31 protein-coding genes are annotated in these 24931 nt (G+C 48.0%); 25 read left to right on the forward strand and 6 right to left on the reverse strand.

Features of this window, described 5'->3' with window-relative positions; genetic code table 11:
- The first annotated feature begins 131 nt into the window (after positions 1 to 131).
- Positions 132 to 1244 carry a PP2C family protein-serine/threonine phosphatase gene (locus tag KNO70_RS05385; RefSeq protein WP_074036772.1) on the forward strand — a complete coding sequence of 371 codons (1113 nt, stop codon included), beginning with the start codon at positions 132 to 134 and terminating at the stop codon, positions 1242 to 1244.
- Positions 1245 to 1281: 37 nt separating this feature from the next.
- Here KNO70_RS05385 and KNO70_RS05390 read toward each other — a convergent pair whose 3' ends face one another.
- Positions 1282 to 2217: a magnesium transporter CorA family protein gene (locus tag KNO70_RS05390; RefSeq protein WP_078147071.1), complete on the reverse strand. Its 936-nt coding sequence runs from the start codon at positions 2215 to 2217 to the stop codon at positions 1282 to 1284.
- A 156-nt stretch (positions 2218 to 2373) separates the two neighbouring features.
- Here KNO70_RS05390 and KNO70_RS05395 point away from each other — a divergent pair, with 156 nt between their 5' ends.
- Positions 2374 to 2736 carry an Hpt domain-containing protein gene (locus KNO70_RS05395; protein ID WP_240499878.1) on the forward strand — a complete coding sequence of 121 codons (363 nt, stop codon included), beginning with the start codon at positions 2374 to 2376 and terminating at the stop codon, positions 2734 to 2736.
- 35 nt (positions 2737 to 2771) lie between these two features.
- On the opposite strand, the gene KNO70_RS05400 is transcribed toward KNO70_RS05395, so the two are convergent.
- The gene (locus tag KNO70_RS05400; RefSeq protein WP_078147069.1) at positions 2772 to 3653 is read right to left on the reverse strand and encodes a chemotaxis protein CheV; all 882 of its coding nucleotides are present in this window, start codon (positions 3651 to 3653) and stop codon (positions 2772 to 2774) included.
- Positions 3654 to 3875: 222 nt separating this feature from the next.
- Between KNO70_RS05400 and KNO70_RS05405 the strand changes: the two genes are divergently transcribed.
- From KNO70_RS05405 to KNO70_RS05445, 9 genes are all read left to right on the forward strand, one after another.
- Positions 3876 to 5312, forward strand: coding sequence for an NADP-dependent glyceraldehyde-3-phosphate dehydrogenase (locus KNO70_RS05405; RefSeq protein WP_214757390.1), 1437 nt, complete (start codon positions 3876 to 3878; stop codon positions 5310 to 5312).
- A 107-nt stretch (positions 5313 to 5419) separates the two neighbouring features.
- Positions 5420 to 6394, forward strand: coding sequence for an MBL fold metallo-hydrolase (locus KNO70_RS05410; RefSeq protein WP_031423403.1), 975 nt, complete (start codon positions 5420 to 5422; stop codon positions 6392 to 6394).
- Complete coding sequence (locus tag KNO70_RS05415; RefSeq protein WP_214684065.1) at positions 6391 to 7134, forward strand: SDR family NAD(P)-dependent oxidoreductase; 744 nt, start codon at positions 6391 to 6393, stop codon at positions 7132 to 7134. The genes KNO70_RS05410 and KNO70_RS05415 overlap by 4 nt, the downstream gene beginning before the upstream one ends.
- A 14-nt stretch (positions 7135 to 7148) precedes the next feature.
- The gene (locus tag KNO70_RS05420) at positions 7149 to 8324 is read left to right on the forward strand and encodes an ABC transporter substrate-binding protein (RefSeq protein WP_214684066.1); all 1176 of its coding nucleotides are present in this window, start codon (positions 7149 to 7151) and stop codon (positions 8322 to 8324) included.
- Positions 8311 to 9084, forward strand: coding sequence for an ABC transporter permease subunit (locus KNO70_RS05425; RefSeq protein ID WP_214757388.1), 774 nt, complete (start codon positions 8311 to 8313; stop codon positions 9082 to 9084). The genes KNO70_RS05420 and KNO70_RS05425 overlap by 14 nt, the downstream gene beginning before the upstream one ends.
- On the forward strand, positions 9081 to 9788 hold the full coding sequence (locus KNO70_RS05430) for an ABC transporter permease subunit (protein ID WP_078147064.1): 708 nt from the start codon (positions 9081 to 9083) through the stop codon (positions 9786 to 9788). The genes KNO70_RS05425 and KNO70_RS05430 overlap by 4 nt, the downstream gene beginning before the upstream one ends.
- Complete coding sequence (locus KNO70_RS05435) at positions 9785 to 10663, forward strand: ABC transporter ATP-binding protein (RefSeq protein ID WP_078147063.1); 879 nt, start codon at positions 9785 to 9787, stop codon at positions 10661 to 10663. Before KNO70_RS05430 ends, KNO70_RS05435 begins: the two co-directional genes overlap by 4 nt.
- Before the next feature lies 1 nt (position 10664).
- Positions 10665 to 11246, forward strand: a complete 582-nt coding sequence (locus tag KNO70_RS05440; protein WP_012726514.1) for a CDP-alcohol phosphatidyltransferase family protein — start codon at positions 10665 to 10667, stop codon at positions 11244 to 11246.
- Positions 11243 to 12169, forward strand: a complete 927-nt coding sequence (locus KNO70_RS05445; protein ID WP_214757386.1) for an NAD(P)/FAD-dependent oxidoreductase — start codon at positions 11243 to 11245, stop codon at positions 12167 to 12169. The genes KNO70_RS05440 and KNO70_RS05445 overlap by 4 nt, the downstream gene beginning before the upstream one ends.
- A gap of 16 nt (positions 12170 to 12185) precedes the next feature.
- Here KNO70_RS05445 and KNO70_RS05450 read toward each other — a convergent pair whose 3' ends face one another.
- Complete coding sequence (locus KNO70_RS05450; protein ID WP_214757384.1) at positions 12186 to 12539, reverse strand: hypothetical protein; 354 nt, start codon at positions 12537 to 12539, stop codon at positions 12186 to 12188.
- Positions 12540 to 12640: 101 nt separating this feature from the next.
- Positions 12641 to 12955, reverse strand: a complete 315-nt coding sequence (locus KNO70_RS05455) for a thioredoxin family protein (RefSeq protein WP_214757382.1) — start codon at positions 12953 to 12955, stop codon at positions 12641 to 12643.
- 123 nt (positions 12956 to 13078) lie between these two features.
- On the opposite strand from KNO70_RS05455, the gene KNO70_RS05460 reads away from it, so the two are divergent.
- A complete protein-coding gene (locus KNO70_RS05460; RefSeq protein WP_078147060.1) occupies positions 13079 to 13627 on the forward strand; it encodes a PadR family transcriptional regulator in 549 nt (182 codons plus the stop codon).
- A gap of 5 nt (positions 13628 to 13632) precedes the next feature.
- Here KNO70_RS05460 and KNO70_RS05465 read toward each other — a convergent pair whose 3' ends face one another.
- Positions 13633 to 14463, reverse strand: coding sequence for an aldo/keto reductase (locus tag KNO70_RS05465; protein WP_214686913.1), 831 nt, complete (start codon positions 14461 to 14463; stop codon positions 13633 to 13635).
- A 72-nt stretch (positions 14464 to 14535) separates the two neighbouring features.
- On the opposite strand from KNO70_RS05465, the gene KNO70_RS05470 reads away from it, so the two are divergent.
- From KNO70_RS05470 to KNO70_RS05510, 9 genes are all read left to right on the forward strand, one after another.
- Positions 14536 to 15066 carry an NUDIX hydrolase gene (locus tag KNO70_RS05470; protein WP_078147058.1) on the forward strand — a complete coding sequence of 177 codons (531 nt, stop codon included), beginning with the start codon at positions 14536 to 14538 and terminating at the stop codon, positions 15064 to 15066.
- A gap of 112 nt (positions 15067 to 15178) precedes the next feature.
- Positions 15179 to 15658, forward strand: coding sequence for a ferric iron uptake transcriptional regulator (gene fur, locus KNO70_RS05475; RefSeq protein ID WP_012726507.1), 480 nt, complete (start codon positions 15179 to 15181; stop codon positions 15656 to 15658).
- Between the two features lie 258 nt (positions 15659 to 15916).
- Positions 15917 to 16801 (forward strand): site-specific tyrosine recombinase XerD, encoded by an 885-nt coding sequence (gene xerD / locus KNO70_RS05480; RefSeq protein ID WP_214686909.1) that lies wholly within the window; start codon positions 15917 to 15919, stop codon positions 16799 to 16801.
- A 23-nt stretch (positions 16802 to 16824) separates the two neighbouring features.
- Positions 16825 to 17991, forward strand: coding sequence for a phosphopentomutase (gene deoB / locus KNO70_RS05485; RefSeq protein ID WP_214757378.1), 1167 nt, complete (start codon positions 16825 to 16827; stop codon positions 17989 to 17991).
- A 13-nt stretch (positions 17992 to 18004) separates the two neighbouring features.
- Complete coding sequence (locus tag KNO70_RS05490) at positions 18005 to 18814, forward strand: purine-nucleoside phosphorylase (protein WP_078147055.1); 810 nt, start codon at positions 18005 to 18007, stop codon at positions 18812 to 18814.
- 28 nt (positions 18815 to 18842) lie between these two features.
- Complete coding sequence (locus KNO70_RS05495) at positions 18843 to 20144, forward strand: pyrimidine-nucleoside phosphorylase (RefSeq protein WP_012726500.1); 1302 nt, start codon at positions 18843 to 18845, stop codon at positions 20142 to 20144.
- A 114-nt stretch (positions 20145 to 20258) separates the two neighbouring features.
- Positions 20259 to 20699, forward strand: a complete 441-nt coding sequence (locus tag KNO70_RS05500) for a peptidylprolyl isomerase (protein ID WP_012726499.1) — start codon at positions 20259 to 20261, stop codon at positions 20697 to 20699.
- An 89-nt stretch (positions 20700 to 20788) separates the two neighbouring features.
- Positions 20789 to 21145 (forward strand): GCN5 family acetyltransferase, encoded by a 357-nt coding sequence (locus KNO70_RS05505; RefSeq protein WP_214757376.1) that lies wholly within the window; start codon positions 20789 to 20791, stop codon positions 21143 to 21145.
- A gap of 93 nt (positions 21146 to 21238) precedes the next feature.
- Positions 21239 to 21517, forward strand: coding sequence for a hypothetical protein (locus KNO70_RS05510; protein WP_214757374.1), 279 nt, complete (start codon positions 21239 to 21241; stop codon positions 21515 to 21517).
- A gap of 31 nt (positions 21518 to 21548) precedes the next feature.
- Here the strand turns inward: KNO70_RS05510 and KNO70_RS05515 are convergent, their stop codons facing one another.
- Positions 21549 to 22016: a DUF309 domain-containing protein gene (locus tag KNO70_RS05515; protein WP_214757372.1), complete on the reverse strand. Its 468-nt coding sequence runs from the start codon at positions 22014 to 22016 to the stop codon at positions 21549 to 21551.
- An 83-nt stretch (positions 22017 to 22099) separates the two neighbouring features.
- On the opposite strand from KNO70_RS05515, the gene KNO70_RS05520 reads away from it, so the two are divergent.
- The 4 genes from KNO70_RS05520 (at position 22100) to resA (ending at position 24919) form a co-directional block, all read left to right on the forward strand.
- Positions 22100 to 22867, forward strand: coding sequence for a segregation/condensation protein A (locus tag KNO70_RS05520; RefSeq protein ID WP_078147052.1), 768 nt, complete (start codon positions 22100 to 22102; stop codon positions 22865 to 22867).
- Positions 22845 to 23438: an SMC-Scp complex subunit ScpB gene (gene scpB / locus KNO70_RS05525; RefSeq protein WP_074036818.1), complete on the forward strand. Its 594-nt coding sequence runs from the start codon at positions 22845 to 22847 to the stop codon at positions 23436 to 23438. The genes KNO70_RS05520 and scpB overlap by 23 nt, the downstream gene beginning before the upstream one ends.
- 4 nt (positions 23439 to 23442) lie before the next feature.
- Positions 23443 to 24201: a pseudouridine synthase gene (locus KNO70_RS05530; protein WP_012726494.1), complete on the forward strand. Its 759-nt coding sequence runs from the start codon at positions 23443 to 23445 to the stop codon at positions 24199 to 24201.
- Between the two features lie 136 nt (positions 24202 to 24337).
- Positions 24338 to 24919, forward strand: a complete 582-nt coding sequence (resA, locus tag KNO70_RS05535; RefSeq protein ID WP_214730584.1) for a thiol-disulfide oxidoreductase ResA — start codon at positions 24338 to 24340, stop codon at positions 24917 to 24919.
- Positions 24920 to 24931: the final 12 nt, after the last annotated feature.

Raw genomic sequence — 24931 nt, forward strand, 5'->3', positions numbered from 1 at the left:
TTTCTTTCTTCAGTATGCCAAACAATGGACAGGTTCTTCAACTAGAATGAACAGACGGTTATGTCGTGTGTGAATGAAAAGATATGGTACAATACGATATAGATTAATACGTAAAGAAGGAAGGGATAGTCATGGCGATTTTGATTGTGGACGATGAACCGGTCAATACGCTCGTACTCGAGCAACTGCTTCACCAGCACGACTATGAGACGGTATCGGTCTCGAGCGGGGAAGAAGCGCTCGACTTACTGATGGCCCCACAAGCTGCATCGCTGTATGATCTCGTCCTGTTGGATGTCGAAATGCCTGGAATTTCAGGAATCGAGACGTGCAAGCGGATTCGGCAGATGGCTGACTTTGAAGAGTTGCCGGTCATCATGGTATCCGGACGAACGGAAGAGAAGCAGATTGCCGAGGGGCTCGACGCGGAGGCGTCAGATTACACGACCAAACCGATCAAAATAACAGAATTACTTGCAAGAATCCGTTCTGCTCTCCGTTATAAGGCGGCTGTTGATGAACGGAAAATTTATGAGGCCCGTCTTCAGTATGATTTGGACCTCGCCCAGAAGATTCAACAAAGCGCGCTTACGCCACCAATCAGTAATGAAGAGATTGATGTTCGGGCGCTCTATCTGCCTTCTAAAAAATTGGCTGGGGACATGTACGCATGGTTTCAGGTCGCTCCGGACCGATACGGGGTCATCATCTTTGATGTCATGGGACACGGGGTCTCATCGGCGCTCATCACGATGGGGATCCGTTCCATCCTACCGGGGCTTGTCGGGAACGTGCAGTACCCGGTAGACGTCATGACGGAGTTGAACCGTCAGATGACGTTCCTCTTCTCTGGTGACGATATGCACAGCTACTTCACGGCGGTCTATTGTTACATCGACACGACAAAGCGTCGAATCGAATATGTGAATGCAGGCCATCCCCCTGTGATCGTGACGTCAGAAGAAGGAAACTGTCGTCTTGAGACGACAGGGGTACCAGTCGGTATGTTCGAGGAACCGAATTATGAGTCGAAAGAGATTGACATCACACCGAATATGACGCTTCACATGTATACGGATGGACTCATGGAGTGTTACAGCAAAGATATCGATGATGGGATTCGCTGGCTAGAGAAGGACGTTTCCACATACGGTTTGGACTATAGTCGTCACGTCGCTGAACAGCTTGTGCCAAAGATTGAGATTGAAGACGACCTGTGTCTCGTCACGGTCAAAATCACATGAAGAGAGCCTGACGCAACGTGCGTCAGGCTCTTTTTTGCTAGAAATATCGCTTTCGCCAAAGGATATAGAAGGCGAGACCGGAAAATCCAATCATCATCGTGATGGCCATGATGAATCCGAACGGTTGTCCTTCCCATGGAACTTGAACGTTCATCCCGAAAATTCCAGATATCATTGTCGGGATACTGAGGACAATCGTGATGGATGCCAAGAATTTCATGACGAAGTTGACGTTGTTCGAAATGATGGATCCGAATGCTTCCATCTTGATGCTGATGATGTCGTTATAAATCGATGCCATTTCCATCGCTTGACGGTGTTCGACAAAAACGTCTTCGAGTAGTTCTTCGTCCTCTTCATGCTTCTCCAAACTCGGTGTCTTGACGATGCGGTCTAAGACGCTATCGTTCGCTTTTAAAGAGGTCATGAAGTAGACGAGAGATTTTTGAAGGTTCATCAACTGGAAAATCTCTTGGTTTCGCATCGAACGCTGCAACTCTTGCTCGAGTTCGTCCATTCTTCGGTCGATTTGGCGCAAGAAACGCAAATACGTCATACTCACCCGATGTAAAATCTGAAAGACGAAGCGACTTCGGTAGTTCGTTCGGAACAGTCTTGCCTTTCCGTTAGCGAACAAATTCAACACGTCGAGATCTCGCGAGCAGACGGTGATGAAATGTCGTCCGGTCACGATGATACCGAGCGGGATGGTATTATACGTGCGACCTGTATCATCTTCCTCCACATACGGAACGTCGATGATCATGAGAAGTCCTTCATCATCTTTTTCAAAACGTGGTTTCTCTTCAATATCAAGTGGGTCATATACAAAGTCTTCTGGAATGCCGGACGCCTCGATGACTTGATCGGCCTCATCTTTTGTCGGATTCACGAGTTGAATCCAGCTTCCTTTATCAAAGTCTTCGATTTCACCCACATGGCCTGATGCGTCAGTACGGTAAATCGTCAGCATGCATCTTCCTCCTACCTTAACTCAATCTTATTATAGGTAGCCAAAATGAAGAGTGCAATCCAAAGCAGGAGATTTTTTGTTTTCTCCCGAAAACGTGTTACAGTGAGTATGAACGATTGGAATATCGTTTATTGAGGAGGGGTTACATTGACTAGAATGCCCGAAGACGCTCTGTTCAATGAAGAAAAACTAGCAGAGCTCCACCAAATCGCAAACGGAAACATGGATTTTTTAAATAAAATTGCAACCACATATATCCAGCAGTTGGAGGCGAAGTATCCTGAACTGCAATCGGCAGTCGAGGCGAAAGACTATTCTCGTGTCGAGCAACTCGCCCATTTATTAAAAGGGGCCTCCTATTCAGTTGGTCTAGAACAGACGGCCCTTCTTTTCCACGACCTCGAAGTGGCTGGAGAAAACGCACATCTAGACGGAGCGAACGAAACGTTGGCAACCATCGAATCGCATAGTAAGCGATTTTTAAGCGAGTGGAATACGCATTTCGAACAATTCACATAAAAAAGTTTGCGACCGAGATGTCGCAAACTTTTTTATTATCCTACAAATTCATCAAGCGTCGCAATCAACATTCCGATTTCCGGTTTCGTGATTTGAGCGTTCGCACCGACGGCTTCCCCTTTATGTTTCAAGTCATCCGAGATGAGTGACGAGAAGATGATGATTGGAAGCGTTGCATAGCGGTCCATCTCACGGAGGCGCTTCGTCAAATGAAGTCCATCCATCTGTGGCATCTCAATGTCGGTGATGAGGAGGTCGCATTCGACGTCTTCTTGTTCAAACGCATCGAGTGCCTCTTTCCCGTTATTGAAGACTGTTGTATTGAAGTATCCCGCGTCATCCAACGTGTCAAGAATCAGTGTGCGGAGCATCTCTGAATCTTCAGCAATCCAAATATTCTTGTTCGAGCGCTCACGAGCACCGAGTCGCTTCACAGATTCGCGAGCCATGATGTCTTTACGTGACAATTCGAGCGCGATTCGCTCGTAGTCGAGCAAGATGATCATCTGGTCACCTGTTTTGACAACACCGTTCGTGATGCCTTGAACGCCACGTGCGAGATCGGACGGCGTGTCAATCTGCTCCCAAGAGATGCGTTTAATCTCGGTTACCTGGTCGACCCGAAGAACCGACTTCTCACCGTTGAACTCGCAGACAATCAAACGATCATCACTTCCGACTTCACGTGGATGGCTGATGACCATCGGAAGATCGATCACGGTCATGACCTCACCGCGCAACTCGATTAACCCCATGATGGCTTCCGGTGTACCTGGGAGTGGCGTCAATGGAAGCATCGTGATAATTTCACGTACTTTCATGACATTGATGCCGAACAAGAACGGTCCAGCTTGGAAAATCACGATTTCAAGTTCGTTCGTTCCTGCTTCAAGTAAAATATTATGATCAGTGCTCAATGGTAGTCCCTCCTATTTCACGTACTCTCATCTTTACTATCGGTATCCGATCGATGAATCTACAGTAAAAATAGTGTCAACTCTCATCAGAATTCACAAAAAGTTTCATAGTAACCGTTTACATCTCATAAACTGAATCGTTATAGTTGTCCAATGGAAAAAAATCTGCATACAATGGGGTTGGCAACGAGATATTACAGCTTACTCAGGAGGCAGATAGAGATGATGAGTATGAACACATATCCATATTTATTGAATGGTCAATGGCAGGAATCTTCAAGCAACGAAACGATTGAACTCGTTTCACCATATAAAGACGAAGTCGTAGGTCGCGTTCAAGCGATGTCACGCGATGAAGTCGATGAAGCCATCCATGGCGCAAAACGTGCACAACAAGAATGGGCGGCGCTTCCGGTCAACAAGCGCGCTGAATTATTGTATGCATGGGCAGAAAAACTCGAAGAACGCGTGGATGAGATTGGTCAAATCATCATGCAAGAAGTCGGGAAAAACTTGAACGACGCGAAGAAGGAAGTCGTGCGGACGGCGGAAATTATTCGTTATACGGCTGAAGAAGGAATTCGCTTCAATGGCGGCTTCATGCAAGGCGATTCATTCCCAGGTGGCTCGAAAAACAAGATGGCCATCATCAAGAAAGAAGCGCTCGGTGTCGTCCTCGCGATTTCACCGTTCAACTACCCGGTAAACTTGGCAGCTGCTAAGATTGCGCCGGCGCTCGTCACAGGAAATGCGGTAGTCTTCAAACCAGCAACGCAAGGTGCAATCAGTGGGATCAAGATGGTCGAGGCTCTTCACGATGCCGGTCTTCCAAAAGGTCTGTTGAACCTCGTGACAGGTCGCGGTTCGGTCATCGGTGACTACTTGACATCACACCCAGGGATCGACATGATCACGTTCACAGGTGGAACGGGTACGGGTCAACACTTGTCACAGCAAGCGTCGATGGTACCGGTCGTACTCGAACTCGGCGGGAAAGACCCAGCCCTCGTTTTAGAGGATGCAGACTTGACGTTAGCAGCTGACCAAATTGTCAGCGGAGCGTTCTCATATTCAGGTCAACGTTGTACAGCAATCAAGCGCGTCTTCGTCCTTGAAAATCAAGCGGATGAGCTCGTCGATATGTTGAGAGAACGTGTCGCAAAACTTTCAGTCGGTTCACCGGAAGAGAACAGCTTCATCGTTCCTTTAGTTGATGCGAAGACGACGGATTACGTACAAGGATTGATTGACGACGCCGTCACTAAAAAAGCAACGGTCGTTTACGGCAATAAGCGTGAAGGAAACTTGCTTCACCCGACATTGCTTGATCACGTGACGACAGATATGCGTGTCGCATGGGAAGAACCGTTCGGACCGGTCCTCCCGGTCATCCGTGTGAAATCACTCGACGAGATGATCACACTCACGAATGAATCGGAGTTTGGTCTTCAGGCGAGCGTCTTCACACAAAACGTCAATAGCGCCTTCACGGTCGCTGATAAGTTAGAAGTCGGTACGGTCCAAGTGAACGGACGGACAGAACGCGGTCCAGACCACTTCCCATTCATCGGTGTCAAGCAATCGGGACTCGGCGTTCAAGGAATCGGACGTAGCCTTGAGACGATGACACGTGATAAAGTGACGGTCATCAACCTATAATATGGATCATTCATGAGGGAGAGACATCTCCCTCTTTTTGTTTGATTGAAAACGCATCTTTCAGACGGGTATAATGGAGAAAGACAGGAAGAAGGGGTGGTGATGACGTGGCGGACTGGATTTCTAGCCAACTGGCAAGACTCGATATCCCGACACCGTTCGAAGTCGGGAACGTGAACGTATATATCGTTGAACATATGAACCGCTTCTTCATGGTCGATTGTGGACCAGACACAGAAGAGGCGTGGACCTCGTTGAACCGTCAACTTGAAGAGCTTGAACTCTCGTTGGCGGATATCGACTTTTTATTTTTGACACATCATCATGCTGATCATGCCGGACAAGCATGGCGTCTTCGCGACGCATCCATCCCCGTGTACGGGCATGAAAAGCTCGTTCGATACTTAGAGCAAACCCCAAACTTTTTGAAGCGTGGTAATCACTTTTTACATGAATTGGCCGTCTCGTTCGGGGCACCGGCTCCACTTGTGGAAAAATTACCAGACTATCGCGAAGCGCTTCGCTGGATTGGACCGACGACTGTCACGATGACGTTCGGGGACGGGCAAGCGTTAACGTCGGATGGGGCGTGGCAGACAATCCATCTGCCTGGACATGCGAGTGACCAGCTCGGGTTGATTGGTCCCGGAGGAGTCTTGATTGCCGGAGATCACCTCATCGATAAGGTCGAACCAAATCCGCTCATCGAACAGCCGTATGATGACGAAGGATTTGCATCACCCGTCATTCTCTATATCGATTCGCTTAAAAAATTACGTGGGATTGATTTAAAGCTCGTCGTCAGTGGACACGGTGAACCGATTCACCATCCGAATGATTTAATCGAGAGTCGAATTCGCCAACGGTATGAGCGCAGTGAACAATTGCTTGCCGAATGGGAAGATGGACTTAGCGTTTTTGATTGGTCAATGAAGTTATATGGACGAAAGATGCGACGTGGGATGCCGCTCGTCTTCAGTGAAGTGTTTGCACGACTCAGTTTACTCGAGGAACGTGGCGACATCGAGAGACGTCGAGATGATCAAAAATGGATTTATACGAAGAAAGAAGTGATGTCGTGAAAAGAGTAGTCATTACTGGTGCGTCAAGCGGGCTCGGTGCCGCATTGGCGCATTCTTTTTATGAATATGGATACAACGTATTGTTGATTGGAAGAAATGAAGAACGGTTAAAAAAGATTGCCGCAACATGTGAAGGGGATTGGATGTGCGCGGATGTCGCAAAGTCAACCGCTCTCGTTCATGATGTGAGCGAACGGTTCGGGAAATTTGACGTATGGGTCAACAATGCAGGCATGGCCGAATTTGATTTTGTGACCAATCAGTCGACGGATGTGATAGAAGAAACGATGCGTGTGAACGCTCTCGCACCGATGCTGTTATCGCGAGATGTCGCCCGAGTGATGGAGCGAGAGGGTATCATCGTCAACATCTGTTCACAGGCTGCGAAAGTACCGACACCTAAGTCAGCCGTCTACGCAGGGTCAAAGGCGGCACTTTTACAGTTTTCGAACGCGCTCAGGCTAGAGTTGAAGCCCCGTGGCATTCACGTCATGACGGTCAATCCAGGACCGATTGCAACGCCGTTCTTTAATCGAGCTGATAAAAGTGGTACATATGCTGAAAGTGTTCAAAGGATCATGCTTGACCCGAAACGATTGGCTGATGCGATTGTCAGAGGAAGTCGTAAGCGAAAACGCGAAATCAATGCGCCATGGTGGATGAACGTAGGGGCGAATGTGTATGCAATCTGTCCAACCATGTTCGAAATGCTCGCAAAAAGGGGATTTGAGAAAAAGTAAAAAGGGGGATTAAGATGAGGAAATGGAGAGTACTGCTCGCAACTGTCATGCTCACATTCGTGGCAGCGTGTGGGAGTGAACAGGCAGTTGAGTTTTCGGACTCGTTTGAAAAAGCAGCAACAACGGCAGAAGGGTCGACCGTCAACCTATATATGTGGGGTGGGGACGAGGGCATCAACAGCTACATCGATGACTACGTGGCACCTCGTCTCGAGGAATCTTACAATGTCGAATTGAACCGTGTCGCAATGGATACGGCAGAATTCATCCGACAATTATCACTCGATAAGAAAGCGGACAGACAAGTCGGGACGATTGATGCCGTCTGGATCAATGGCGACAATTTCCGAAATGCGAAAGAGGCAGGTCTTCTTCGAGACGGATTGATGGAGCGTGTCCCGAACGCCGATTTATTAAACGAAACGGCCCAACAATCAGATGCCGGCACCCCGACAGAGGACTTGGAGCTCGCATGGGGGAATGTACAATTCATCTTGCATTACGATGCAGCGAAAGTGGACAATCCTCCTCAATCGTTTGAGGAACTACGTCGCTGGACTGAAGACAATCCAGGTCGTTTCACGTATCCTGAAGTCACAGATTTCACGGGGAATGCCTTCGTCCGCCATCTATTATATGCACGATATGGTGACGAGTTGGACCAAAAAGCGACCATTGAGGATTCGTTCTGGGACGACTTGAAAGCGTGGTCTCCGAATTTGTGGAAAGACGGACAAACGTATCCAAAGACGCTCGAACAACTCGATCAGCTCTATGCATCAGGAGAAGTTTGGATGACGATGGGATTTAACGAACGCCGAGCCGAGGCGGAAGTGACGGAAGGAATCTTCCCGAAAGAGACACGCGCGCTCGTCCTCGATCACTCCATTGCCTCGACACACTTCTTAGCAGTCCCGTTCAATGCCCCGAATCCAGATGGGGCGCTCGTTCTTCTCCAAGAACTGTTGTCTCCTGAAGCACAGCTCGTCAAACAAGGACCAGACTATTGGGGAGATGGAACATCACTCGACTTAACGAAGCTTGACGTGAATGACCAACGCGCGTTTGAAGAACTAGGGGAGGGTGTCACGTACCCGGACTCGGAGCAATTGCTCGAACGTTCGATTCCGGATTATGGACCGAATGTGATTGACATCGTCCGTGAGGAGTGGCCGCGTGTTGCGAAGTAGTGTTGCGGTGACGATCATGGTATCCCTTCTCCCGCTCGCTGCCCTCGTCTTTCTCGGCATAGAGGCAACGGGAACGGATTGGGGCTCGCTTTTGACAGATGAGACGTGGCGCGATAGTTTCGTCACGACGCTTTATGTCGTTAGCGTGTCGACCATGTTATCGCTTGTAATCGGGACATGGCTTGCAAGAACGGTCGTCCGAAAAAATTGGCGTTTCCTATCATCTGTACTCCGACTTCCGATGTTTGTTCCTCACATCGCTGCTGCATATCTGTTTTGGCTATTGTTCAGTGGGACGAACGGCATCGGATGGATTGAGGCGAACGAACGAGACTATGTCACGGTCATCCTGACCTACATATGGAAGGAGACGCCGTTCGTCTTTTTAATGATGCTCGGGACATATGAGCAATTGAATCGGGGTTACGTCGAGATGGCGAAGACGCTCCAACTCTCTCCGTTTGACCAGTTCAAACATGGGGAGTTGCCGTTTTTGATTAAACCATTGCTCGACTCGACCTGGATTTTAATTGCTTTCATCTCATTTGCGTATGAGGTTCCGGCACTGCTCGGTGTGACATACCCGAAACTAATCGGTGTCCTCGCATACGAACGACTGTCGACGGGACTCTATTTGGAGGCGACAGAGCCTTATGCGGTCGCCCTCATGTGGACATGTTTTGTCGGAATCGGCGTATTCCTATCTTACGTATTGACCGCATCCATACGACGACGAATTGAACGTGGGGTGAGACGATGATTCGACAAGGGATTCTCATCTGTTTGACGTTCATACCGTTTATCAGCCTCTTCTTCGTAGTCCCGACATTTGAAATCGAGAACAACATGGCAATCGTTCATACGATAGGATTGATTGTGATTTTATCTGGGATCAATGTATGGCTCTCGATGATGTGTGCCTGGTGGCTATTGTGGATAGATTCTAGATGGAAACATGTCATCGAATGGCTCGTCTTTTTACCATTGTTCATTCCGATGCTGGCAACATTGTTTGGCCTCTATCTGATCTTGGCGGAAGCTGGTCTGATTGGGACGTATGTCGGCGTCACCCTTGCCCTGCTCGTCGTGACGATTCCCTATTCAATCCGCCTCGCCTACAACGGAATGGCGGTCATCGGTCGACCACTTTTGGAACAAGCTCGGATTCTGCCATCGAGACGGCGAGTCATGTACGTGCTGTATCCGCTCTTTTCTAGATTGATGCGGACCATCGCGTTGTTCACGACCGTCATTTTGCTCAGTCAATTCGCGCTGATCCAGTTGATTGGTGCGGGATTGATTCCGACCGTGATGACAGAATTGTATCAATCTTATGCGGGAAACAATCGTGGTCTCGCTCTCTCGAACACATGGATGCTCATCCTATTCCCCGTTCTCCTCTATTTTCTGCTCTCAGGATGGGATCGGTATATGGTGCGTATGCTGAAAGGACGTCTTCAATGAGTTTGAATGTACAAAATCTATATAAACAATTTGGAACGAAACAAATACTAAATGGTGTCGACTTCGAGGTTAAACCTCACGACATTCACGCAATCATCGGTGTGAGTGGTTCAGGGAAATCGACGATTCTACGAATCATCGCAGGTCTTGAGTCGACTGACAGCGGCGACGTGAAATGGAATCACCGTTCTTTAATCCCTATCCCTGCGCATAAACGGCGCGTGACGATGCTATCGCAAACGGCTTTATTGTTCCCACATTTGACAGTCGGAGAGAATGTCACGCTCGTGACTCGAGAGCGTTCTCGTAAGCAAGCCGAACATTGGCTACGAGTCGTTCAACTCGGTGACCGATATGATGCCGAGATACACGAACTGTCTGGTGGCGAACAACAACGGGTCAGTCTTGCCCGAGCTTTAGCGGCTGAACCAGAACTACTGTTATTAGATGAACCCTTTACAAACCTTGATCCCAAACTCAAGCTCGACTTGCAGCGTTTTATCCGGGACTTAGTGAAAGAACTCAACTTGACGGCGGTATTGGTCACTCATGATCGGGAAGAAGCGATGCTCATGGCAGACCAGGTGACGCTGATTGATGAAGGCAAGGTGACACGTACGGGGACGGTTGCGGAGTTATACGATACGGCCCCTGGATTCGGTGACTTTGTCATGCTCGATGGAGAACTGCGACCGTTGTCTGAAGTGGAGGTATCCGAAGCGACTGGTGTGTCGGTTCAGTTGATGAAGAAAATTTATCGATTCGGTCAATGTTTCGGGGAATATCAGTTCAAGGATGGACGATCCGTCATGTTACCGACGTGTGAAACGTACCAAACTGGAATGATTTATCGAATTAAACGAAAGGAGGAATAGTATGCTCGATACATACGGAAGTCGTTACGTTCAACCGGTCATCGAGCGTGGAGCGAATCGATTGCTCAAATGGAATTTCACGCCGAACGAAGTGACAGTACTTGGAGGAATCATCGGAATCTCGACCGGAATCTTTATCTATAATGATATGCACTGGACTGCCGTCATCTTACTGTGGCTATCTGGCTTGTTTGATGTTTTAGATGGGACGATGGCTCGAAAGTCGAAAACGAGTGGGTTTGGAACGGTGCTTGACCTCGTCTTGGACCGATTCGTCGAATTGTCGGTCGTGATTGCCCTTGCCCTTCGTTACCCGGAATATATGCCTATTTTTCTCATTCTGATTGCTTCATTTGTGATCGCCATGACACTGTTCCTAGCTGTCGGTGCGAGTAGTTCAAAGCGCTCAGAGAAGACGTTTTACTATCAGCCAGGAATTATCGAGCGAACAGAGTGCTTCATTTTGTTCACGTTGATGATTCTCTTCCCGAACTGGGTCGGCGGGATTGCTCTTATCTTTTTATTGCTTGAAGTCATGACAATCACACAACGATTCATTGAGGCACGGAGGATTTTGCGATGAAACCGAAGTTGGTGTTGGCCGGACTTGGACACGGACAGCTAGAAATTCTCGATCGTATTGAGGAGATATGCAAACATTATGATGTTCGCTTCATCGGAGACTGCCAGACGATTTATACAGGTGCGTTTCCACAAGTGATTGCCGGGCTCATGGATTCAGCTACGGTCCGATCACCTCAACTAGAGCCGGTCGCAAAGCGGGTGCTCTCGATTGACCCGATTCAGCAGACGGTTCAAACAGAAAACGGAATGTTTGAATACGATCAACTCGTTTTAGCCACCGGTGCGAAAAGTCGGGGAATCGGCACGCCACTTAAACCGATGTCACAAGCTTTACTCGACCAAATCGAATCGAGTTCACAAGTGACCATCGTCGGAGGCGGGAAGGCCGGCGTAGAATTGGCGTTCACGTGTGCTCGTACAAAGAATGTGACGCTGTATGCAAAAGAGATATTACCAGACGTCTCGGTCCATACTAGAAAGCACATCGAGCGATTGTTAGTCAGAACAGGGGTCATGGTCGTCAAACAGGCGTATCATGCAGACGCATCGGAAGGGCTCTTATTGGATGCGACGGGGGTTGTTCCCGTGGGATGGTGGGCCGAATCAGGGCTTGCAAAACCTGAGAGTTTTATAGAGGTAGACAAATATTTACGTCATCATCATTTTACAAATATATATGTAACAGGAGATATGGCATCCTCCTTAAATGGAGGCGTCGATGCTGTTAGGTCAGGGCGCTATGTCGGCAAACGGTTACTTAAGGAAACAAGTCGACCATTTCGGAGACGTCAATCGATGAATATCTTACTAACGACACCAGGGCGCGCCTTGCTGACCTATGGATGGTTTACATGGCATGGTCGGATTCCATATTATATGAAGCGCTCGATTGACTCGCGGTATGTTCGGCATTACAAGTAGTTGGGGGTTCGAACCGTTATTCGCTTAAAAGATGGCCAATCACGTCGTTCGATTTCGGTTCAACGAGTACTTGTGGAATCTCGACCGTGCGCTGTGGATCAGGGGGGAACGTGACGAGCCAGGCACGTGTTCCTTCAAAACGTGAATCAATTAAGTCATAACGATTATCGACTATGATGGATTGAATCGTAGCTTGTCTCCCGTTTTCATCGGCAGGTAGCCAATCCATACTGTTGAGATAGGTCACTGCACTTTTGATGATTGCCGTTTCTTCATCAGATTGTATGGATGGTGAGGTAGATGGTTGTATGCAGCCGACCAACATCATGATGGTGAAACAGAGTGGGGTGAAGAGGCGTATAAGCATCATGTTCATTCCCCTTTCTTATTTGGTTATTTCTTACAGTATAATTGAGGATGACAGAGGTGTGTGCAAAAATTCCTGCAGTCGAATGGGCTGCAGGAATCAGGTCATGCTTGGATCGTATCGAGGAATGAACGGATTTGCATCTCCGTCTTGGCGTTCGCCGAGTGGAGGTGTTCTTGTTTTACCCCGTCTTTATAATAAAGAAGTGAAGGGATGCCGCGAACTTCTTGCGCATCAGATAGTTCTGGGAGTTCGTCGCGGTCGACGACGTGCCAGTTAAATTGTGGATAGTCTTTGACGAGCTCATCGACATACATGTCTAGACGTTTACAGTCCGGGCACCATGATGTAGTGAAGACCACCATTCCGTGATCTTTTGTGGCTTCGTTAAATTGTTGTGATGAATGAATCGGTTGCATAGACAACTCTCCTTTCTTCTATCTATTTTGTCGGGTTTTTAACGGGTCGTCAACAGATTGGCATTCTCGAAACCGTTTGAGAATGTGATACACTAATAAAAATAGCATGAGAAGGAAAAGGTGATGGATATGGCGTTACGTCACGCATTGCTCGGGTTATTGACCCATCAGCCTGCGACCGGGTATGCCTTGAACGCGACGTTCAAGGCACAGATGATTCATTTTTGGAACGCCCATCATACACAGATTTATCGGGAACTGTTAAAGATGGAAGAAGAAGCACTCGTTTCGGCGGAACATGTCTCACAACAGGAGTTGCCAGACAAAAAAATCTACTCCATCACGGATCAAGGACGTGAGGAGTTAATCAATTGGTTACGTCAACCTACGTCGTTCCAACCGAAAATGAAGGATGAAAACCTCCTGCGTGTCAGTCTGCTTCAATTGTTGCCGGTTGAAGAAGCGGTCCGATATATCGAAGAGACAAAGGCACACCATGAGCAGGTCGCACAACAGATTCGAATGTTTCAAGAAGAACATCAATCGGACGAGGATACACTTGGCTATTTGCTGACGAGCGAGTATGCGATCCGAATGATGGAGAACTATGCCGGATGGGCGGATTGGGCGATCGAACAGATTCAAGCACGCAACGAAAAACACGTGACCTGAGCGGATCAGGTCACGTGTTTTGTGTATGGGTGAACCGGTAAACGAGCGAGTAAGCGATCAAGCACTTCATCATCGGTTTTGGTCTCAAATGAACGAATCGTTTCGTTCAATTGCTTGACTGAAGAGGCGCCTGGTAAGACGACGTCACAGAACCGTTTTGCAGCTTCGAGTGCATAGGCTTGAATCGGTGTCGGCATCATCGCCAATTCACTTGCGAGTTCCTCTTTTCGCCACGCCTCAAATCCCTTATCTCCAAGACGCGTCTCCCATTCATCCGTTAATAGGCCTTTGGCAAGAACCCCTCGGCCAACGATGGGGATCGAGACGTCGAGCGTCTCTGCCCGGCGGTCGAGTAGTGAATACGGCGTCATGAGAACATCGAGTGCACCGGATTTGACCCAATGGTTGATGACGTTCGGTCGAATCGACGAGAGTCCGATTTGTCGGATGAGACCGTCACGCTTTTGTTTTTGCGCCCATTCAATCGTTGCGTCGAGATTGTCCTCGAGCGTACCACCGTGAATATAATATAAATCTAGATAATCGGTTCGCAATCGCTCGAGCGATCCGTGTAACGCTTCCTCTAAGTACGACGGATTAGGATTCCAACGCATCCCGTCCTCAGTCAGTTCGTTTCCACCTTTACTCGCTAAAAAGAGCTGTTTTCGTTCCTGACCTAACGTTTCCCCGATTACGCGCTCGACAGCTCGTCGTGCATAGACATCTGCTGTATCGATATGGCGAATCCCCGATTGAATGGCCGTCTCTAGGATCTTCTTCGCCTCAATCTCCCCATGTTTCAAAATGGTCATCGTTCCGAGTCCGAGTTCACTCATATGGATTCCTCCTTGTTCGAAATGTTGGTTTGACTCATAATCAGAGTATATCGAAAAGTGAGGAGTAATCATATGGAAGAAAAAACGATTGAGCGGGAAGTCATCTATAAAGGCAAGATTTTCGATGTGGAAAAGCATGTCGTCTCCCTTCCGAATGGAAACACGTCTGTGCGAGAACTCGTCTATCACAATGGAGCTGTTGCCGTGCTCGTCATCGATGAATCGGACAAAATTGTCATGGTAGAGCAGTATCGAAAAGCGTTTGAATCGATGTCGCTTGAAATCCCAGCAGGCAAACTTGAAAAAGGGGAAGAACCGGTATCGAGTGCCGAACGTGAGTTGGCTGAAGAGACCGGATATACGGCGGAGTCGCTCGAAAAGATTTTTTCTTTCTACGGAGCCCCGGGTTTTTGCAGTGAGCGAGTCGATGTGTTTGTCGCGAAAGGATTATCAGCGGGCGAGATGAACCTTGACGAAGATGAGTTTTTAAATGTGAAACGATATTCTTTTGAAGAGGCGGTTGATTTGTTAGACAGAGGTGTCATCACCGATGCGAAGACAATCATGGCGATTCAATGGTGGCAATTGTCTAGATTAAAATAATTCTAATCTGAAATTTTATATGGTAAACTTACATAGTAATGATTTTAAATTGAAAATTGATTAAAACTTCGGTATGCTTTGTGTAGTGAACTATGTAAAGAGGGGGCGCCTTATGGAAACGCGAATTGAACGAATTAAACAGCAATTGAGCGCCAAAGGATATAAATTGACACCGCAACGTGAATCGACGGTTCGCATCTTACTTGAGAATGAGAGTGACCATTTGAGTGCCGAGAACGTCTTTATGCTCGTCAAGAGCATCGCACCAGAGATTGGACTCGCCACGGTATATCGCACACTTGAGTTATTGACTGAACTCGGTGTTGTCGACAAAGTCAACTTCGGTGACGGGGTCGCACGCTTTGACTTGCGCCCAGAAGGAGCGAATCATTCGCACCACCATCTCGTCTGTGTCGAATGCGGATCGGTCGAGGAAATCATGGAAGACTTGCTCGTCGATGTTGAGAAAAAAGTCGAGAGTAAATACGAATTTTTGATTAAAGACCATCGCTTGACGTTTCACGGCATCTGTAAAGTATGCCAAGCAAAAGGCGTCACACTCGAAGGTCATAAAGCAGTCATCAACGGTTAATGCAGAAAGGACAGACGACCCCAACAGGTCATCTGTCCTTTTTCAATGTGTGATAGATCGCTCATATATTTAAGTCGCTTGTAGTATATCGCTTTTCATTTGAACATGCCAGAAAAATAAGAATTCTGAGATGTATTTTCGACACGTAAACGTTCACAAAAAAGTGAATAAAAAATGAGGTCAGACATCTTCACAACGGTTTACATAAATGATATGCTGTAAGCGTATTCAGGTGAAACGAGGAAGGAGGAGGGTATGATGCGTTCGCATATCGAGTCATTTCTTCAGTACATGACGGTTGAAAAGCGGATGTCCGCCAACACGAGACAGGCGTATGCGAGCGATTTGACGCAATACGCATCGACCTTAAACCAGTTGGGCGTGGAAGATTGGAACGACGTGACACGTTCTCATATCGTAAAGCATATCGAAGAACTGTCACAGGCGGGACGTGCTTCGTCCTCTTTGAGACGAGCTGTCAGTTCAATCCGGATGTTCCATCATCATCTAAAAATGACGGGGGTCACGACAACCGATCCATCTCTGTATCTAGAGACACCGAAAGCAGAAAAGCAACTTCCGGATACTTGGTCGCAACAGGAAGTCGAGCGTCTCTTAGATAGCGTCCCGACATCCGACCCGCTCTCACTACGGGACCGTGCGATGCTCGAGTTGCTATACGGGACCGGAATGCGGGTCAGTGAACTTTTAGGTCTTGATTTGGATGATTTGCAGTTCGAATTGGGGTATCTACAATGTGAAGGGAAAGGCGAGCGCGCACGAATCATTCCGGTTTCGTCGGTCGCGCAAGGGTTTGTTGAGCGATATATTCAACAAGCTCGAAACGGGCTCGGCGGCAGAGAGACCGAAGCGCTCTTTTTAAACGGCCGAGGAGGACGGCTCAGTCGTCAAGGATTTTGGAAGATGATCAAACGACGTGCCAAGCTTGCCGGAATTGATAAGGAGATCACACCTCACGTTCTCCGTCATTCCTTTGCGACACACTTACTCGAGAACGGCGCAGACTTACGTGCCATTCAACAAATGCTCGGTCATGCGGATTTAGCGACGACGCAAGTGTATACACACGTCAATAAGTCGCGGCTACATGATGTGTATCGCAAGCATCACCCTCGTGCCTAGACATTGAAAAGGAGGAATTTTTTGTGAAGAAGTTTAAACGTATTTTTTTAGTGGTCATGGACTCGGTCGGTATCGGTGAAGCACCGGATGCTGAACAGTTCGGTGACAAAGGGGCGGATACGCTCGGACATATCGCTCGTGAACATAACGGATTGCACATGCCGAACATGGGGAAACTCGGACTCGCGAACATTAAACCGATTCAAGGAATCGACGTGTCGGAGACGCCGAGCGCGTATGGTCGTATGGAAGAAATTTCGGCTGGTAAAGACACGATGACAGGGCACTGGGAAATCATGGGTCTTCATATCGAGACGCCGTTCCGTGTCTTTGAAGAGTTCCCGGACGATTTGATTCATCGTCTAGAAGAGTTCAGTGGTCGAAAAATCATCGGAAATAAGCCGGCATCAGGTACGGCCATCTTGGATGAACTCGGTGAAGAACATGTCGAGACGGGCGCATTGATTGTCTATACATCAGCGGATTCAGTCCTTCAAATCGCAGCACACGAGGACATCGTGCCAATCGATGAGTTGTACCGGATTTGTGAATACGCGCGTGAAATCACACGTGAAGACCCGTATATGCTCGGTCGTATTATCGCCCGTCCGTTCATCGGCACACCGGGTGCATGGGTACGTACGGCAAATCGTCATGACTACGCACTCAAACCTTTCGGTAAGACCGTCATGAATACGCTCGAAGACGCTGGAAAAGATGTCATCGCGCTCGGGAAAATCAGTGACATCTACGACGGTGAAGGTGTGACGAAAGCGGTCCGTACGAAATCGAACATGGATGGCATGGACAAATTGGTCGAATCACTTGAAGAAGATTTCGAAGGGCTTTGCTTCTTGAACTTGGTCGACTTTGACGCATTGTTCGGTCATCGTCGTGATCCGGAAGGCTACGCCGTCGCGCTTGAAGAATATGATGCCCGTCTACCTGAAGTGCTGGAGCGTCTCCGTGAAGACGACTTACTCATCATCACGGCAGACCACGGAAATGACCCTGTTCATGCTGGTACAGACCACACGCGTGAATATGTACCGCTCATCGTACATCACACTGGAGCGAAAGCAGTTGATCTAGGCATTCGAGGTACGTTCGCAGATATCGGTGCGACAGTGGCTGACAACTTTGACGTCGCGGCACCATCAAACGGAAAGAGTTTCTTAAACGAAATTTGAGGAGGCAATATTCATGGTAAATTGGAACGAAACAAAATCGTTTTTGCAGGAGCGTATGGGCGATACACCAGAAATCGGACTTATTCTCGGGTCAGGTCTTGGAGTCCTCGCGGACGAAATTGAGAATCCGGTTGTAATCCCTTATGAAGAGATTCCACACTTCCCAGTATCAACCGTCGAAGGACATGCGGGTCAACTCGTGTTCGGTGAGCTCGAAGGGAAACGAGTCGTCGCCATGCAAGGACGGTTCCACTTCTATGAAGGATACTCGATGGAACAAGTGACGTTCCCTGTACGTGTCCTTAAATTGATCGGTGTCGAGACTCTCATCGTCACAAACGCGGCAGGAGCGTGTAACGAGTCATTCAACCCAGGCGACTTGATGATCATCACAGATCATATCAACTTCTTCGGTACGAGCCCGCTCATCGGTAAGAACGCGAGTGAATTCGGAACACGTTTCCCTGACATGTCAGAAGCGTACGATAAAGAGCTCGTGAAATTGACAGAACGCGTCGCGTCAGACCTTGGACTTTCTGTACAGAAAGGGGTTTACTTCGGAAACACAGGTCCTACGTACGAAACACCGGCTGAAGTCAAAATGGCCCGTCTTCTTGGGGGAGACGTCGTCGGGATGTCGACCGTTCCAGAAGTCATCGTCGCGCGTCATTCGGATATGCGTGTCCTCGGGATTTCGTGTGTCTCGAACATGGCAGCAGGCATCTTAGAACAACCACTCAACCATGAAGAAGTCATCGAAACGACAGAGCGCGTTCGTCAAGACTTCCTCTCTCTCGTACGTGGCACGATTAAAAGCATGTAAGTAACTTAATTTTAGGAGGACGACAGTTATGCGTATGGTCGATTTGATTTTAAAGAAACGTAACGGTGGAGAATTGAACGAAGAGGAGATTCGCTTCGTTGTCGAAGGTTTCACGAACGAATCAATTCCTGACTATCAAATGTCAGCCTTATCGATGGCCATCTATTTTAACGGGATGACTGAAAACGAGACGGCTGCCTTGACGATGGAAATGGTGAAGTCGGGAGATACGATCGATCTTTCAAATATCGAAGGGAAAAAAGTCGACAAGCACTCAACGGGCGGCGTCGGTGACAAGATCAGCTTGATCGTGGCACCACTCGTTGCTTCAATCGGCATCCCTGTCGCGAAGATGAGTGGTCGCGGTCTCGGTCACACAGGTGGTACGATCGATAAGCTCGAATCATTCCCAGGGTTCAATGTAGAATTGACGGAAGAGCAGTTCACGAAACAAGTGAATGATATCAAGATGTCGATCATCGGTCAGACAGGGAACTTGACGCCTGCCGATAAGCGCTTGTACGCGCTTCGCGACGTTACGGCTACGGTTGAGTCGATTCCGCTTATCGCAAGTTCGATCATGTCGAAGAAGATTGCAGCTGGAGCGGACAGTATCGTTCTTGACGTCAAGACAGGTTCTGGTGCGTTCATGAAATCGTTTGATGATGCGAAAGCCCTCGCCGAAGAAATGGTCGCAATTGGGAAAAACGTCGGACGTAAGACGGTCGCGGTCATCACGGATATGGACCAACCACTCGGTTTTGAAATTGGGAACGCGAACGAAGTGAAAGAAGCGATTGAAGTCCTCTCAGGTAAAGAAGTCGAAGATTTGAAAACAATCGCGCTCACGATCGCTGGACATATGGCTGTCCTCGGTGAGTTTTATCCGACGTTTGAAGAGGCGTATGCCGACCTTGAGAAGCGCATTGCCGATGGACACGCCCTCGAGGTGTTCCGCAAGTTCGTCGAAGCACAAGGTGGCGACGCATCACTCGTCGATGATGTGACGAAATTACCACAAGCTTCATATGAGACGACATTCGTCGCAAAAGAAGCAGGTTATGTCGAGTCGATCATCGCAGACGAAGTGGGTGTTGCGGCGATGCTTCTCGGTGCAGGACGCGCGACAAAAGAAGACAAAATCGATTTCGCGGCAGGCATCACGCTTGAGAAGAAAGTCGGCGACCGTGTCGAGGCAGGCGATGTGATCGCGGTACTCCGTTCGAACATCGAAGACATGTCTTCAGCCATCGAGCGTTTAGACCATGCGTATACGATCGGTGCAACGAAACCAGAGGCACGTCCACTCGTTCACGCAGTGATTCAATAAGGCAGAACGTCTGTTTCCACAAAAAAGTGGAGACAGACGTGTTTTTTTGATAAGATGGGTAATGTGAGTGTCAAACAGCAGGATACATATTATGAAAAAGGGGTTGCTTGAAACATGAAAAAAGGTTCTATGAAACTTGAAAATGGCGAAATGATTGAATTTGATTTATTCCACGGTGAAGCACCGATCACGGTCGAAAACTTCGAAAAACTTGCGAACAGTGGGTTTTACAACGGATTGACGTTCCACCGTGTCATCCCTGGTTTCGTCAGCCAAGGTGGTTGCCCACAAGGAACTGGAATGGGCGGTGCTGGCTATACGATTCCTTGTGAGACATCGACATCGTTCCCGCACAAACATGAAGCGGGTTCACTTTCAATGGCCCACGCAGGTCGTAACACAGGGTCTTCACAGTTCTTCATCGTCCATGAGCCACAACCGCATTTGGATGGTGTCCATACGGTATTCGGTAAAGTGACATCTGGTCTTGAGCATGCCGTCAAACTTCGTCAAGGTACGAAGATGGCAGAAGTGAAGGTTTGGGACGAGAATTGATTTTTGCCTGAAGGGTATGGCACAATGAACCATGTCTCTCACGTGTTCACGTCGTGAAACTTGAATGACAAAAGGTGGTGAACCCAGCGATGCTGGTCAAATATAAACGTTCTTATGAAAAGACGGCGATGGGCCTACTCGCATTCTCATGCAGTGACAAATCTCCGCTAAGCTTGCTTGAACTCGTCCGATCGTATGACGAGGAGGAGTCGAAGTTCCTCTATTTGTGGAAAGTCGGTGAAGACTTCGTTGGTATCATTGGTATGGAGCAACAAGAAACGACAATGGTCATCGACCATATCGCCTTGTCGCCATCATTCCGTGGCGAGAAACGTTCTTACGAGCTTCTAGACGAGGTAAGAAACGTCCTTCCACTTGATTTGACGCTAACCGGTACAGGCAAGACGGGCGATTTATTGAATAAATGGAATCAATTAGTCGTCTGACGATAAAAACCCCCTGCAATCACGACCCTGTGACTGCGGGGGTTTTGCATATTGCATGGAGTAAATCACAAACCCTTTAAATGAGGTGGATTCATGAATCGAGTAACAATTGATGAACTGATCAATCGAATGGAGCAAGTGCTCAGGCAAGAACGAACGCGAGAAGAAATCTCTGATTGGGCACATCATTGGATGGAACAGTATGAAAATATAGATGGATTTGATTGGACAGCTTCTGACGAGGTGGTTTGGTCCTGCTTACAAACGATAGTTGGCATGGATTTACTTGAAACCCCTTCTGAATATTTACATGATCGGAGCGATCTCGAGAGTTGGGTGATGGCGTTTAAGAAGTTAAAAAATCATCATTGATCATGAAAAGGAGACTTCTTGAATCTTGACGTCAACTTCTGGCACGTTGCCTTTTTAAAAGTGCCAGCTCCCGTTCCGTGATGACCTCACTTCGATCACGGTGCAGATGCTTGTGGACCAATTGCTCGAACGACAGGTCCGTCGACGGGAACGTCGGTTTTAGTGATTCGACCGTGTCACGAACATCCTGTTGTAATGGGAGCTTCGTGTGTAACGGCCATTCATCAAGTTGTGCGACGAAGGAGTCGACGTCAAGACCGAGCTCATTTAAATAAGGAGAAGCGATGTCAATCTTTCGACGTAAGAGTCGCAAGCTCTTTTTTGCGCCGACCAAATTGTCGCGCCGGAGGTGATAGTGGATGACAGCATATTGGATGAGCGCTGCATAGCCGTGGTGACGGCGTCCGTCTGCCTGCCACGCCTCTTCTAATACCTCATGACATTCGAAATAATCGGCATGACATTCAAAAAGCAACGTATAATGAGTAAAAGGGGTCATGAATCAATTTTCTCCTTTCGTGTCCACGGTGTTATAAAACATGTTATACTAAAGCGCAAAAATGTAAAATGGCAGGTGTCTCTATGGAAGCCTATAACGTTAAAATTGATACGTTCGAAGGTCCACTCGACCTGTTGCTCCATTTGATTGGAAAAATGGAGATTGATATCGTCGACATTTCCGTGGCAGAAGTCACTGACCAGTATGTCGGCTATATTCGCACGATGCAAAAATTTGAACTCGATGTGGCCAGTGAATACTTGGTCATGGCGGCGACGTTGCTCCAATTGAAGAGCAAACAATTGTTACCGCCAGTTTCGGTCGAGGATGAAGAGGTTCCAGACTTCAGTGAGGAACCGACGCGTGAAGGTCTCATTCGTCAATTGATTGAATACAAAGCATATAAAGAAGCGGTCGTCTTCATGCGTGAACAAGAAGAACACCGGCTTGAATTGTATACGCGACCGGGTGAAGATTTGACGACTTATATGTCTGAAGAGGTGTCTAAGTATGACGGACCACTTAACTTCTCGGATCTTCTCCACGCCTATTCGAAGATGATTGAACGGAAACGTTGGAAAGAACGACGCAAAAAAACGATCAAGCGGGAAGAGCGTACGCTTGAAGAGCAGATGACGCGTCTTCATGAACACGTATCGTCGACGAGACAAACGTCGTTTTTCGCCTTTTTTGTTGAGCAACCGAACGTCTCGGATCTCGTCGTGACGTTTATGGCGCTTCTTGAGCTGATCAAGCTACGGGTCGTCGTAACAAAACAACTCGACCAAGATATTCAAATCTCATTCATTGAAGCATCAAAGAAAGGGGATGAAGCGGTTGCTGTCTTATGAGACGATTATTGAAGGATTGCTGTTCGTCGTCGGTGATGAAGGGATGGAAGTACGAGCGCTTGCCGAGACGCTCGATATCTCAGAAGCTGCGGCACGAGAACAGCTCAGTAAGCTAGAGACATCGTTCAAGTCATCGAATCGACCGTTTCAGCTCATGGAATCGGCAGGTGTCTACAAGCTCGTGACCGTTCCGGACGTCTCTCCGTACATTCAAAAATATGTCGGGACGATGGCTGAGCAGGCGCTCTCACGTGCAGCGATGGAGACGCTAGTTATCATCGCCTACAAACAGCCGGTCACACGAGCGGATATCGAAGAGATTCGCGGAGTCAAAGTCGAACGGGTCATCCATACGTTGTTATCGAAAGGATTGATCGAATCGGCTGGTCGTGCGAAGACGATTGGTCGTGCCAAGCTGTATCGTACGACAGAGCACTTCCTCGACCATTTCGGGTTCAACTCGCTCGAAGAATTGCCACCATTAACATTTGAGGATGAACTGACAGACGAAGGCGATTTGTTCTTCGGTCAGGAATCACCAAAGCAAGAAGAGAGATTGGAGAAGGATTAATCATATGGAACGTTTGCAAAAAGTAATCGCACAAGCGGGGGTCGCCTCGCGTCGGAAAGCGGAAGAAATGATTTTGGATGGTCGCGTCCGCGTGAACGGAAAAGTCGTCCGTGAACTCGGGACGAAAGTTGGACCGAAGTCAGAGATTGAAGTCGATGGCGTCAAAATCGAACAAGAAGAGCACGTCTACTATTTGCTTTATAAACCGAGTGGCTACGTATCGACGGTCGATGACGACAAAGGTCGTAAAGTCATCACAGACCTCGTCCCACCAGGAGCACGGGTATTCCCGGTCGGTCGTCTTGACTACAACACGACGGGGCTCATCATCTTGACGAACGATGGCGAGTTCTCGAATATGATGACACACCCGAAATATAAAATTCAAAAGCGCTATGTGGCAAAAGTGAAGAATATCCCATCTTACTTGGCCATCAAACAGCTTGAGTCTGGTGTCGAACTCGATGACGGATTTAAAACGGGAAGTGCGAAAGTGAAGATGAAGTCTGTAGACCAGAAGAAGAACACAGCCATCCTCGAAATCGTCATCTCGGAAGGTCACAATCGTCAAATCCGTCGGATGGTGGAAGCCATTGGTTCAGAGGTCATCAAACTAAAGCGTGAACAGTTCGGTTTCTTGACGCTCGACGGTCTGAACACGGGCGACTGGCGTGAACTTTCACATAAAGAAATCAGTAAGCTTCGTGAACTTGCGAACCCGACCGTTCCACCGAAACCACGAGGCAAAAAGAAGAAAAAATAACAACAAAAAATCGTCCTGAAATAGGATGATTTTTTTGATTGTGTAGATTGTGTGACAAAAAAATGAAAAAAGTCTGTTAATGTGCGTTTTTAATGTTTTTTCAGTACAATAGCAATTGAAGGATGGTGTGAAAACGATGACAAAAGATCAACAAAAAAACGACCGGATGGAACAAGCGGTCGCAAAAAAGAAAAAGAGGTCATTTTGGCGGATGATGATCATGACGGTCGTTCTCTTCGCGGGAGCGGTTACGATCATGCAAACATTCGACCAAGCGGGTAACGATGGACGCATCGAGGCGGGCGACGAGGCACCGAACTTCAAGCTCGTCACACTCGACGGTTCGACCTTGTATGAGCGAGACAACTATGAAGGGAAAGGGATGCTCTTGAACTTCTGGGGTACGTTCTGTGAACCGTGTAAGAAAGAGATGCCGGTCGTACAAGAAAACTATGCGACACTTCAAGACATGGGTGTCGATTTTTGGGCCGTGAACGTCGGAGAGACACCGCTTCGTGTCGATAATTTCATCAACGACCTTGGTGTCGGGCTCGACTATCCGATTTTGATGGATACCCAGAGCGAAGTCGAAGGAGCGTATGGCATTTATAACCTACCCGTCACATTCGTCATCGATGGTGAAGGGAACGTAATTGAAAAGTATGAAGGTGAACTCACGAAAGAGAAATTGATGGAGCTAGCCGAGAAGTCATTGTAAGCGAACGGGGGA

The organism is Exiguobacterium sp. s181, assembly GCF_018617125.1.
Taxonomy (GTDB): domain Bacteria; phylum Bacillota; class Bacilli; order Exiguobacteriales; family Exiguobacteriaceae; genus Exiguobacterium; species Exiguobacterium profundum.